This window comes from Streptomyces agglomeratus (assembly GCF_001746415.1).
In the GTDB taxonomy this organism is placed as follows: Bacteria; Actinomycetota; Actinomycetes; order Streptomycetales; family Streptomycetaceae; genus Streptomyces; species Streptomyces agglomeratus.
Genome location: NZ_MEHJ01000001.1, coordinates 2,508,943 through 2,521,429, shown reverse-complemented (window position 1 = coordinate 2,521,429; position 12,487 = coordinate 2,508,943). Strand labels below are relative to the sequence as shown.

Here is a 12,487-nt window from a genome sequence, read left to right as displayed (position 1 = left end):
TCCTCCTCCGACTGCCGGGCGCCCGATAGCTGTGGTGCCACGTTCCCGAACATTAAAGCCCGTGGACACCAAAGCGCACTCTCTGTCTGCTAGTTGAGAAGACTTCCTTGCAGCTCGGCGCGCAGGTCCGGAGTGAGGACACTGCCGGCCCTGTCCACCAGGAGAGCCATCTCGTAACCCACGAGACCGATGTCGGCCTCCGGATGAGCGAGCACGGCCAGCGAGGAGCCGTCCGAGATCGACATGAGGAAGAGGAAGCCGCGCTCCATCTCCACCACGGTCTGGTTGACCGCGCCGCCCTCGAAGATCCGGGACGCACCCGCCGTCAGCGAGGTGAGTCCGGAGGCCACCGCTGCCAGCTGGTCGGCGCGGTCCCGGGGGAAGCCTTCGGACATCGCCAGCAGGAGTCCGTCTGCGGAGACCACCACCGTGTGGGACACCCCGGGGGTGTTGTCCACGAAGTTGGTGATCAACCAGTTCAGATTCTGCGCCGCCTGGCTCATCGGGCTCACACTAACGCTCCTGGTTGTAGGTGTTGCCATGGCCACTGTTCTGATCGTATGTGGCCGCCGTGTTCGTGTCCGTTCCCGCATTGCGACCCTGCTGGACACCACGGCGCAGGTTGCTCAACCTGCCCCGGACGTCCTCGGGAGCGCGGGAGACCTGGGGGCCGCCCTGCGGGGTCTGCTCCGCGGTTCCCTCGACCAGGTTGGCCTTGGGCACCCGCCGGGGAAGACCGGAGGAAGTGACTCCGCCAGCCTTGGGCTCACGGAGCTTCTCCGCCCGGTGCCAGCGCTCGTCGTTCGACGAACGCCAGTCGTCGGTGCCGCCGCCGGCGGCCTTCCCGTCACCGTCCTGCTGCGGCTGCTGGGCGGCGACCGGCTGCCGCTCTGCTTCCTGCCCGACGGACTGGCCGACGGACTCCGCACCGGGCTGCCAGTGCTGCTGGCCACCACGCCGCGGGAGGCCGGCGTCGGTCAGCGCGGGGCCGGGGGCCGGGGCGGAACCCGGACGGCCGAAGCCTACGCGCTCCGGGTCGTTCGCGGGAGCGCCCGGCGCAGATTCCGCTTCCGACCCGAACTCCGGGTCGTAAGCCCCCTGGTAGGAGCCCTGGTCCTGCCAGGTCCCCTGGTGGGAGGTGGAATCGTACGTGTCTTCGTATGTCGCCTGCGCTGTCGCCGGGTCCTGGTACTCGGCCTCCGGATACGTCTGGTAGGCCGGGTAGTCGTCGTACCCGCCCTGGTCGTACGCCGACTGCTGGGGCTGCTGCTCGTACTGCTGCTGGGGGTCGTCGTACGCCTGCTGCGAGTCGTCGTACGACCCCTGCTGCGGATCGTCGTACGACGCCTGCTGCATCTCGTCGCGGAACAGCGGACGGTCGCCGGTGGCCTGGGCCTCCAGCTGCGCACGCCGCTCCTCACGCATCAGCGAGCGGCCCACGGGGTCGAGCTGAGACTCCTCGCCCTCGTTGTAGCGCGAGTCGTCGAAGCCCAGCTCGGCCGCGGTGAGCATCGGGGCGCTCTCGTACGACTGCTGCTCGGGGATGATCGAGGAGACCGTGAAGTCGTCGTGCGGGAGCTGCTCGCCGCCGCCACCGTGGGTGATGGCGTCCGGGAGCATGACCAGCGACGTGGTGCCGGCCTGCTCGCCCGAGGGACGGAGCTGGACGCGGATGCCGTGCCGGTCCGCGAGCCGGCCGACCACGAACAGGCCCATGCGCTGCGAGACGGCGGCGTCGACGGTCGGCGGGTTCGCCAGCTTGTGGTTGATGTCCGCGAAGTCCTCGGCGGTGAGGCCGATGCCCTTGTCGTGGATCTCGACCATGACACGGCCGTCGGGCAGCCGGGTCGCGGTGACGCGCACCTTCGTCTGCGGCGAGGAGAACGTGGTGGCGTTCTCCAGCAGCTCGGCCAGCAGGTGCACGAGGTCGGTCACGGCCTGGCCGTGGATCTCCGACTCCGGTACGCCGGTGAGCTCGATGCGCTCGTACATCTCCACCTCGGAGGAGGCGGCGCGCAGCACGTCGACCAGCGGAACCGGCTGGTTCCAGCGGCGGCCCGGCTCCTCGCCGGCGAGGACCAGGAGGTTCTCGCCGTTGCGGCGCATACGGGTCGCGAGGTGGTCCAGCTTGAAGAGGTTCTCCAGCTGGTCCGGGTCGGCCTCGTTGTTCTCGAGGTCGGTGATCAGGGTCAGCTGGCCCTCGATGAGGGACTGGTTGCGGCGCGAGAGGTTGGTGAAGATCGCGTTGACGTTGCCCCGGAGCATCGCCTGCTCGGCGGCGAGCCGGACGGCCTCGCGGTGCACCTGGTCGAAGGCACGGGCGACCTCGCCGATCTCGTCGTGCGACGTGATCGGGATCGGCTCGACCCGGGTGTCGACGCGGCCCGGCTCGGTGCGGGAGAGCTGGTCGACCAGCATCGGCAGGCGCTGCTCGGCGATGCCGAACGCGGCGGTCCGCAGCTGGCGCATCGCGTTGCTCATCTGGCGCGCCATCATGCCGGCCAGGATCACGGAGGCGAGCAGGGCGATGACGACGATCAGACCGTTGGTGATGGCGTCGGTCTTGGCGTCGGAGGAGATCGTCGCGGCCTCGTCCACCGCCCTGTCGACGAGGTCGTTCTCGATCTCGGTGTAACCGTCGAACTTCGCGGTGGCCGCGGCCATCCACACCTCGGGCGTGACGCCCTGCGCCTTGAGGCCCGAGGGCTTGCCCTGGCCGATCTTCTCGGCCATCCCGTCGAGGATCGATCCGTTCTTGCTCGGCGGAGCCTTGAAGGGAACGCCGGCCTGCTCGGCCTGCTGCTCGGCGGCGGCGAGCTTCTTGGCGCCGTCCTCCGCCTTGCCCTTCATGATGCGCTTGAGCTTGTTGGTGTCCTCCTGCGTACCGCCGGAGACGTACTCGCCGAGGGCGATCTGCTCCAGGTAGTTGTACGAGTTGAACGCGACCGTCTGCTGCGCCAGCTTCTCCGGGTCGCCGCTCGGGCGGACCAGGAGGTGCATGCCGATGGAACGCTGGAGCGACGTGGCGGCCTTGGCGAGCTGCACGGCGTAGACCGTACGGCCGTAGGCGGTGACGTTGCCGGTGCCGAGGCCGAGCTCGTTCGACAGCTCCATCAGGTAGTGCTGGATGCCGACGTAACCCTCTTCGGTCTTCACCGGGTCGAGGGCCTCGCTGTAGGCGGCCTTGCGGAGCCCGGGAAGCTTGGGCTCCTCCTTCGCGAGCAGGCCGAGACGGCGCTCCAGGCCCTGCTTCTCGGGGATGTCCTGGGAGGCGTCCGCGAACTTCCTCGCGGCCTCGTCGGTCAGGGCGTAGGCCTGCTTCACCTCGGAGCTGTCGCGCTTGCCCTGGAGGAGCGGGGCGGCCGTCAGGTCACGCTCGTTGAGCAGCGCCTGGCTGTACTCGGAGGCCGCGCGGATGAGGACCGCGGTCTTCTCCGCGTCCTGGGCCTCCTGCCAGGTGTCGACGGAGGACTTGACCTGGAATCCGCCCATGACGAGGCCGACCAGCACGGGTATGAGCAGAATCGCGTTCAGGCGGGTGGGTACGCGCCAGTTGCGCGGCGAGAACTTGCTGCTGCCACCGGCCTTGCCCTTGCCGCCGCTCGCCGGACCGGCCGCGCCGGGCGAGGTCGCGGGCGACGTCGCTGTGCGCGGCGGCGGGGTGAAGTTGCCCCGCGCGCCCTGCTGCTGTGCGGAGCTCGTCTTGCTACGCCTCACTCGACCAACAACCTCTCGGCGCCGGCACCTACGTTGTGCCGTTTTTTCGTTCAGGGCCGTACTACTCGGGAGTTCGACGAATTCCAGCACGGGGAGCGGCTGCGTTCCAAACAGGGGGAACCGTCCATTCCGAGTGGTGTAAGCCTCAGATAAAACGGTCAAAAAGAGCGAGCCCCGCCAAAAGGCGGGGCCAATGTGAGCGCAGCGGCACCGAGCGAACGCGTGCGGTGGCCATGCCCGGACAATTCTCATTCGAAACGTTATGAACGGAGGGGCGGAGAGTGTCAAAAGACACAGTCCGCCCCCTATCCGCTACGACAACTGCCCTATATAAGGGACTACTTGAGGCGTGCCATCAATGCGTGCTCCACGAGCGTGATCAGACCGCTCTTGGCGTCCGCCCGATGACGGGCGTCGGTGGTGATGATCGGGGTGCCGGGGCCGATCTGGAGCGCCTCGCGCACCTCGTCCGGCGTGTACGGCTGGTGCCCCTCGAAGCCGTTGAGGGCGATGACGAACGGCAGCCCGCTGTTCTCGAAGTAGTCGACCGCGGGGAAGCAGTCGGCGAGACGGCGGGTGTCCACCAGCACGATCGCGCCGATCGCGCCGCGCACCAGGTCGTCCCACATGAACCAGAAGCGGTCCTGACCGGGCGTACCGAAGAGGTACAGGATCAGGTCCTGGTCCAGGGTGATACGGCCGAAGTCCATGGCGACGGTCGTCGTCGTCTTGCCACCGGTGTGCGTGAGGTCGTCGATACCGGCGCTCGCGCTGGTCATGACGGCCTCGGTGCGCAGCGGATCGATCTCCGAGACGGCGCCCACGAACGTCGTCTTGCCGACGCCGAAGCCACCCGCCACCACGATCTTCGCAGAGGTGGTGGAACGAGCCGTTCCGCCGCTAGAGCTTCCGAAGTCCACTGAGCACCCTTTCCAGCAGCGTTACATCCGGCGTGCCGCCGGCCTCTCCGTTGCCCGGCTGGTGGATGGCCACCATGCCGGCCTCCGCTAGGTCGGCGACGAGGATCCGCGCGACACCGAGCGGCATCGACAGCAGCGCCGAGACCTCGGCCACCGACTTGACCTCGCGGCACAGGTGGCAGATCCGCTGGTGCTCGGGCAGCAGCGAGGAGAGGTGCGCGGGGTCGGCGGTGGTACTGACCAGCGCTTCGATGGCGAGCTGGTAGCGCGGCCGGGTCCGGCCGCCGGTCATCGCGTACGGACGTACCAGCGGCTGGTCGCCTTCGTGATCGTACGACGCGTCGAGGCGCGCTCCGTACGGATCATGAGAGGCGGGGGGCGGGGTCATGGATCGATCCTCCGGGCATGACGACAGGGGATGGGCCTGCCGTCTGACGGGGCCGGGGTGGGGGGCTGTGCGCGGCCTTGGGTCTGTTCTCGGCAATACCTGGGGTGCGCTGCCTAGTGGAGAAGGCTCCCCTGGAGCTCCGCGCGGAGGTCAGGGGTCAGCACGCTGCCGGCCCGGTCGACCAGCAGCGCCATTTCGTAACCGACGAGGCCGATGTCGCAGTCGGGGTGTGCGAGCACGGCGAGGGAGGAACCGTCGGAGACGGACATGAGGAAGAGGAAACCGCGCTCCATCTCGACGACGGTCTGGGTCACAGCCCCGCCCTCGAAAATCCGGGAAGCCCCCGCGGTCAGCGAGGTCAGGCCGGAGGCCACGGCCGCCAGCTGGTCGGCGCGATCACGCGGGAAGCCTTCGGACATCGCCAGAAGGAGTCCATCGGCGGAGACCACCACCGTGTGGGACACCCCTGGGGTGTTGTCCACGAAGTTGGTGATCAACCAGTTCAGATTCTGCGCCGCCTGGCTCATCGGACTCAACTAACGCTCCTGCTGGTGAGTGGGGTCAATGTTGAAACTCCCGGTCGACGAGCCGCTGCCGGCCTGCCGACCCTGCTGGATACCCCGACGAAGATTGGTCAGCCGTCCGCGCACGTCGTCTGGCGCGCGCGAAACCTGCGGACCGGTCTGGTGGTTCTGCTGCTGCGCGGTTCCCGGCACCAGGTTGGCGCGGGGGACGCGACGCGGCAGACCCGAGGTCGTGACACCGCCGGCTGCGGGCTTTTTGACCCGCTCGGCCTGCTTTACGAGTTCGTCGTTCGGCGAGGTGCGCCAGGCGGCGCCGTTGGTGGCGTTCGTACCGTTGGTGGTGCTGCTCGCGGCACCCGTGTCACGCGCCTGGGCGCGCTGCGGCATCGGAGGGGTGGCGGCGTGCGCGGCGGATGAGTGCTGCGCGGGCCGCCCGGACTGCTGATGGGGCTGCTGGGGTGCGGCGGGCGCCTGCTGCTCGCCCTGCTGCTGCTGGAACCAGTTCGACTCGAGCGTGTCGAAGAGCGGCGTACGTCCGTCACCGGGACCGGCGGCGGGCGGCAGCTCGTGCTGCTGCTGCTGCGGAGGCAGGCTCGCGGCGGGCTGACGCGGCGCGCCGGCGCCGGGGTTGCCGCCGTTGTCGCGGCCGTGCCTGCGGGGAGCCGGGGCGAGGGCCTGGGGCCCGCCCTGGTTCTGGCCGCCCTGGTTCTGCCCCGCCTGCGGACGGCGCTGGCCCGGCCGCTGGTCCTGCGGCCGGCCCGGCGCGCCGTAGGCGCCTGACGGATTGGCCTGCTGCGGGGCGCCGAAGTCGGGCCGGGGCAGCTGCGCGGTGGACGCGGGGTCCACCGGGCCGGGGAGTTCGGGCCGCTGGTACTGGCCGGTCTGGCCCTGCGGAGCGTTGCCGTGCGGGGCGTTGTTCTGCGGGGAGTTGGCCGTGGGCCGTGCGAACTGGCCCGCGGCGGCGGGGTCCTGCTGACCGCGCCGGCCGGGGCGCTCGTACTGGCCGGTGGTCGCCGGACCCACCGGGCCGCGGACGTCGGAACGCTCGAACGCGCCCGTGGACGCGGGCGGCGGTGCGTCGAAGTCGGGCCGCTGGAACTCCGCGGTGGAACCGGGCCCCTGCCGGGACGCCGCGTCCGCCTCTTCGTGACCGCGCGGCTGGTCGTTGCCCCAGCTCGCCGCCTGCGGACGCGCCGGCCGCTGCTGAGCCGGGCCGCCGCCGGGCAGCTCGGCGCGAGCGCCGCCCCGGTTCGGCTGCTGCTGCGGCTGCTGCTGCGGACGGCCCTGGTCGCCCTGGGCCGGGCCGTTCTTCTGGAAAGCGTTGGGGCGTGCGTCGGGCCGCTCGCGGTTCCCGGCCTGGCGGTTGCCGCCGAAGGCACCGCCGAGACCGCCGCCCTGACCGGCGCCGGGCTGCTGGCCCTGTGCGGGGCCGCCGTCCCGGCCGGGCAGCGCGGCGCGGGCGCCGGAGCCGGTGACCTGGCCGCGCGCTCCGCCGGGACCGGCGGGCAGCCGGCCCGCGGGAGCGGCTCCGCCGCCGACCGCACCGGGACCGGACGGCATCCGGGCGCCGGGACCGGAGGGCACCTGCGGCTGAGCGGCGGCGCCGGTCTTCGCCGGGGCCTTCTTGCCGCCCTGCGCGACGTCGACGGGCAGCATGACGAGCGCGGTCGTGCCGCCGGAGTCGGAGGGACGGAGCTGGATGCGGATGCCGTGTCGCAGGGACAGGCGGCCGACCACGAACAGACCCATGCGGCGCGAGACCGAGACGTCCACGGTGGGCGGCGACGCGAGCCGCTCGTTGATCGCCGCGAGGTCCTCGGGGGACAGGCCGATACCGGTGTCGTGGATCTCGACCAGCACACGGCCGTCGGGCAGCGCGTGACCGGTGACCCGGACCTTCGTCTGCGGTGAGGAGAAGGAGGTCGCGTTCTCGAGCAGCTCGGCGAGCAGGTGCACGAGGTCGTTGACGACGCGGCCGGCGACCTCGGTGCCGGGCACCGAGGACAGTTCGATGCGCTCGTACTGCTCCACCTCGGACGCGGCGGCACGCAGCACGTCGACGAGCGGGACGGGCCGGGTCCAGCGGCGGCCGGGCTCTTCACCGGCGAGAACGAGGAGGTTCTCACCGTTACGGCGCATGCGGGTCGCGAGGTGGTCGAGCTTGAAGAGCGAGGACAGCTGGTCCGGGTCGGCCTCGCGCGACTCCAGCTCGGAGATGAGCGAGAGCTGACGCTGGATGAGGCCCTGCGAACGCCGCGACAGGTTGGTGAACATCGCGTTGACGTTGCCTCGCAGCAGCGCCTGCTCGGCGGCCAGTCGGACCGCCTCGCGGTGCACGTCGTCGAAGGCCGCGGCCACCTGGCCGATCTCGTCGCGCGAGTGCACACCGACGGACTCCACGGACGTGTCGACGTCCTGCGGGTCGGCCTCGGAGAGCTGCTTGACGAGCTCGGGCAGACGGTCCTGGGCGACCCGGGTGGCGGTGTCCTGGAGGCGGCGCAGCGAGCGGATCATGGAGCGGGCGACGACGAACGCGCCGACGAGCGAGACGCCGAGGACGAGCAGGATCAGTACACCGTTGAGGATGGCGTCCTGCTGCGACTCGTTGCGCAGCTCACGGGCCTTCTGCTCCATCTCGTTGAGCAGCGTGGCCTCGATCTGCTTCATGGCCTGGATCTTGGTCGAATCGGCGTCCGTCCAGTCCATGTACGAACGCTCGGGCTCGGACTTGAGCCGGCCCGGCGTCGAGAGGACCCGCTTGGCGTACTTGTTCGCCGCCATGATCGTGGGGCTGCCGCTGTCGAGCGAGGCGGTCAGCGACTCGTTGTCGCCGACGTAGACCTGGTCGAACTGCTTGAGCGCCGCCGCCTCGTTGTCCATCGCGGACTTGGCGTAGAGGCGGTCGTTCTCGGTGAGCTTGCCGGGCTCGCGGTCGTTCGCCGGCAGGGAGGCGGCGATGATCGCGCGCTGGATGGAGGCGAACTCCTTGGCGGAGGAGAACGCGGACAGGGCACGCGTCCGCTTGATCATCTCCGGGTTGGAGGTGGCCTGCGCCATGTCCTGGGAGAGGCTCAGCAGCGACTCGATCAACTGGTTGTAGTTGTTGACCGTCTGCGAGTTGGTCGTCTTCTCCTGGTACGCGCCCTCGCGGATCTGGCGGATCGAGTTCAGCCGCATCGCGATCTGGTAGAGGCTGCCCTCAATGCTCTTGAGGCTCTCGTCACCGTTCGGCTCGACCTTCTGGGTCCCCGCGATGAACGCGGCCTTGGCCCGGTCGGTCTTCTCCCGGGGGCCCTTGACCTTGAAGTCGGCCGGGCTGGTGCCGTTGGCGAGCGGACCGGCCGACTTGTCGCGCTCCTCCTGGAGCGCGAGGGCGAGCTCGGTCGCCTGCTTCGTCATGTCGGTCAGCAGCTGCATGTGCTCCAGCTGCTCCATGTCGTTCATGGACTCGTTGATACGCAGGCCGCCGAGGGTGGTCGCCGCGACCACGGGCAGGGCCAGCAGGGAGACCAGACGGGTACTGATGCGCCAGTTGCGCAGGGCTATTCGTGAGCCCGTGGAAGTGGGCTCCTTGGCCTGTACGGGAGCCGCATGCTCGCCACCGCCCTTGGCCCCGGAGCGCGCAGCACGATCGCCGCCGCCGACCGCGGCCGGCGCCTGCTTCTGGGCGTGCTGGGGCGAGGATCCGCGGTCGGTCCCGCGCGGCTCCTGCTCCGCCGCAGCGCTGCCATCCCTCTTGAAACGTCCCTGCACTAGCGTCGCAACCTCTGGACCAGGCGTTCCTCCGCGTGAACGGCGGAACGGTGTCGAGTCGTGGGGCACCGAGCGGCCCCATGGGTGGTCGTGAGTGACCGGCGCCTCTCCCCTTCCCGCCGCCACTCGGCGCTGCGTTGCGCCCTGCGCGCCGGCTGGAATCTCGCGGCGGTCCGGGGAATTCCAGCACAGTGCTCGATCTCCAACAAGGCCCGCGTGTCGCACCGTGACCCGCGTGACACGGTGTGAGTGTCGGGTCACCAGGTGTAGAACCAGTTCAGCATGAAAAGGGGCAAAAGTGAGCGAGTCGCTTAGGGGTAGGGGGTGTCCCAGTCCTGATGATCAGGAGCGGAATGATGGCTTCAGTGAGGCAATGTCCGTTTCCCTCGACGATGCGCGCCGCCTGAAATGGCCGATTTGCCCACCATCTCGTGAGGAAACTCACACGTCTTTCCCGAGTGCTTCACATCTTTGGCGGGGATCGGGATGTTTAGCCTGACGCTTTACAGGGATGGCGAATCCGACAATCACCGCGCCCAGGCGGCGCCCGCACCGACAAGGCACGAACAGCAGATGAAGACCACGACCGCGTCGATGTTCCGCAGCACCGCGAACCCCCGCCGCACCACGCTGGTGCACCTGGAGGACGCCGCGGACCTGGTGACGGCGGAGCGCCCGGAACACCCTGTCGACCTCCCCGCCGAGACGGCCAACCCGCGCCGCACCATCCTCATGGAAGCCCCCGCCGCGTAGCGGGGCGCGACGGCGACACGGGAGGCCGGACGCCCCGGCCGCGTTAGCCTGGGGCGTCAGTCTCCAGCCAGCAAGTAAGGGGCGGCAGCATCCCGTGCGCATCGCCAGGTTCTCCATCGACGGCAATGTGGCCTTCGGCGCGGTAGAGGGGTCCGGCGCCCCAGGCGCAGAGGCAGACCTCGTCCTCGACATCATCAAGGGCATTCCGTACGCCGACTTCGAGCTCTCCGGCGTCAAGGTCCCGCTGAGCAAGGTCCGCCTCCTGCCCCCGTGCTCCCCAGCAAGGTCGTGGCCGTCGGCCGCAACTACGCCGAGCACGCGGCCGAACTCGGCAACGAGGTCCCCGACGCACCCCTCACCTTCTTCAAGCCGTCCACGTCGGTGACGGGTCCGGGCGACGACATCGCGTACCCCTCCTTCTCCAGCGAGCTGCACCACGAGGCCGAACTGGCCGTGGTCATCGGCCGCATGTGCCGCGAGGTCCCGCGCGAGCGCGCCAAGGACGTCATCTTCGGCTACACCTGCGCCAACGACGTCACCGCGCGTGACGTCCAGCAGCGGGAGAAGCAGTGGGCCAGGGCCAAGGGCTTCGACACCTCGTGCCCGCTCGGCCCGTGGGTGGAGACCGACCTCGACCCCGGTGACCTCGCCCTCCAGTGCACGGTCAACGGGCAGCAGCGCCAGCTGGGGCGTACGAGCGAGATGGTCCGCTCCGTCGAGGACCTGATCGTGCACATCTCCGAGGCCATGACGCTGCTCCCGGGCGACGTCATCCTCACAGGGACCCCGGCCGGAGTCGGACCCCTGAACGTCGGCGACGAAGTCGCCGTCACCATCGAAGGCATCGGCACTCTCACCAACAAGGTGATCAAGCGTGGCTAGCGCACCCGTACGTGTACGTTTCTGTCCCTCGCCGACCGGCAACCCCCACGTGGGCCTGGTCCGCACCGCCCTGTTCAACTGGGCCTTCGCCCGGCACAACGGCGGCACGATGGTCTTCCGCATCGAGGACACCGACGCCGCCCGCGACTCCGAGGAGTCGTACAACCAGCTGCTCGACTCGCTGCGCTGGCTGGGCCTCGACTGGGACGAGGGCCCCGAGGTCGGCGGCCCGCACGCCCCCTACCGCCAGTCGCAGCGGATGGACCTCTACAAGGACGTCGCCCAGAAGCTGATGGCGGGCGGCTACGCGTACGAGTGCTTCTGCACCGCCCTGGAGCTGGAAGTCCGCCGCGACGCGGCCCGCGCCGCCGGCAAGCCCTCGGGTTACGACGGCACCTGCCGCAACCTCAGCGAGGACCGCATCGAGCGGTACAAGGCCGAGGGCCGCGAAGCCATCGTGCGCTTCCGCATGCCGGACGAGCCGATCACCTTCACGGACCTGGTCCGCGGCGAGCTGACCTTCAACCCGGACAACGTCCCGGACTACGGCATCGTCCGCGCCAACGGCGCCCCGCTCTACACGCTCGTCAACCCGGTCGACGACGCGCGGATGGAGATCACCCACGTCCTGCGCGGCGAGGACCTGCTGTCCTCCACCCCGCGCCAGATCGCGCTCTACAAGGCGCTGATCGAGCTGGGCATCGCCAAGGAGATCCCGCAGTTCGGGCACCTCCCGTACGTCATGGGCGAGGGCAACAAGAAGCTCTCCAAGCGCGACCCCGAGGCGTCCCTCAACCTCTACCGCGAGCGCGGCTTCCTCCGGGAGGGCCTGCTGAACTACCTGTCCCTCCTGGGCTGGTCGATCGCCGAGGACCGCGACATCTTCACGATCGAGGAGATGGTGGCGGCCTTCGACATCAAGGACGTCAACGCCAACCCGGCGCGCTTCGACCTGAAGAAGTGCGAGCACATCAACGCCGAGCACCTGCGCAAGCTCGCGGTCGACGACTTCATCGCCGCCTGCGAGCCGTGGCTGAAGGCGCCGTACGCGAACTGGAAGCCGGAGTCCTTCGACCGCGCGGCCTTCGAGCGGATCGCCCCGCACGCCCAGACCCGCGTGACGGTGCTCTCCGACATCACGGCCAACGTCGACTTCCTGTTCCTCGACGAGCCGGTCGAGGACGAGGCGTCCTGGGCGAAGGCGATGAAGGGCGAGCCCGTACCGCTGCTCACCACCGCCCGCGCCAAGCTCGAAGCGGCCGACTGGACCAGCCCCGAGTCCCTCAAGGAGGCCGTTCTGGCCGCCGGCGAGGAGCACGGCCTGAAGCTCGGCAAGGCCCAGGCCCCGGTCCGGGTGGCCGTCACCGGCCGCACGGTCGGCCTGCCGCTCTTCGAGTCCCTGGAGATCCTGGGCCGGGAGAAGACCCTGGCCCGCATCGACGCGGCCCTGGCGAAGCTGACCGCCTGACGCTCACGCACGAAGGGGCGGGTCTTCCGGCGAAGGCCCGCCCCTTCCGCGTGGGAACACTTCGCAGGGCCTTCGCGCCGTA

Annotated in this window: 8 protein-coding genes and 1 pseudogene; 3 read left to right on the top strand and 6 right to left on the bottom strand. The window is 69.7% G+C overall.

Annotated elements, in window-relative coordinates; translation table 11 throughout:
- Window positions 1-89 precede the first annotated feature (89 nt).
- The 6 genes from AS594_RS10560 to AS594_RS10535 all read right to left on the bottom strand — a co-directional run bounded on the left by AS594_RS10560 (window position 90) and on the right by AS594_RS10535 (window position 9,302).
- The gene (locus AS594_RS10560; RefSeq protein ID WP_037649449.1) at window positions 90-503 is read right to left on the bottom strand and encodes a roadblock/LC7 domain-containing protein; all 414 of its coding nucleotides are present in this window, start codon (window positions 501-503) and stop codon (window positions 90-92) included.
- 10 nt (window positions 504-513) lie between these two features.
- The gene (locus AS594_RS10555) at window positions 514-3,717 is read right to left on the bottom strand and encodes a sensor histidine kinase (protein WP_069935079.1); all 3,204 of its coding nucleotides are present in this window, start codon (window positions 3,715-3,717) and stop codon (window positions 514-516) included.
- Between the two features lie 338 nt (window positions 3,718-4,055).
- The gene (locus AS594_RS10550) at window positions 4,056-4,637 is read right to left on the bottom strand and encodes a GTP-binding protein (protein ID WP_028813751.1); all 582 of its coding nucleotides are present in this window, start codon (window positions 4,635-4,637) and stop codon (window positions 4,056-4,058) included.
- Window positions 4,618-5,025 (bottom strand): DUF742 domain-containing protein, encoded by a 408-nt coding sequence (locus AS594_RS10545; RefSeq protein WP_069926761.1) that lies wholly within the window; start codon window positions 5,023-5,025, stop codon window positions 4,618-4,620. Before AS594_RS10545 ends, AS594_RS10550 begins: the two co-directional genes overlap by 20 nt.
- Window positions 5,026-5,138: 113 nt before the next feature.
- Window positions 5,139-5,552, bottom strand: a complete 414-nt coding sequence (locus AS594_RS10540) for a roadblock/LC7 domain-containing protein (RefSeq protein WP_037649408.1) — start codon at window positions 5,550-5,552, stop codon at window positions 5,139-5,141.
- 9 nt (window positions 5,553-5,561) lie between these two features.
- Window positions 5,562-9,302: a sensor histidine kinase gene (locus tag AS594_RS10535; RefSeq protein ID WP_069926760.1), complete on the bottom strand. Its 3,741-nt coding sequence runs from the start codon at window positions 9,300-9,302 to the stop codon at window positions 5,562-5,564.
- Window positions 9,303-9,875: 573 nt separating this feature from the next.
- Between AS594_RS10535 and AS594_RS10530 the strand changes: the two genes are divergently transcribed.
- The 3 genes and pseudogenes from AS594_RS10530 to gltX all read left to right on the top strand — a co-directional run bounded on the left by AS594_RS10530 (window position 9,876) and on the right by gltX (window position 12,405).
- Window positions 9,876-10,055, top strand: a complete 180-nt coding sequence (locus AS594_RS10530) for a hypothetical protein (protein WP_069926759.1) — start codon at window positions 9,876-9,878, stop codon at window positions 10,053-10,055.
- Between the two features lie 94 nt (window positions 10,056-10,149).
- Window positions 10,150-10,937, top strand: a pseudogene (locus AS594_RS10525) (fumarylacetoacetate hydrolase family protein).
- Complete coding sequence (gene gltX / locus AS594_RS10520; protein ID WP_069926757.1) at window positions 10,930-12,405, top strand: glutamate--tRNA ligase; 1,476 nt, start codon at window positions 10,930-10,932, stop codon at window positions 12,403-12,405. The pseudogene AS594_RS10525 and the gene gltX overlap by 8 nt, the downstream one beginning before the upstream one ends.
- Window positions 12,406-12,487: the final 82 nt, after the last annotated feature.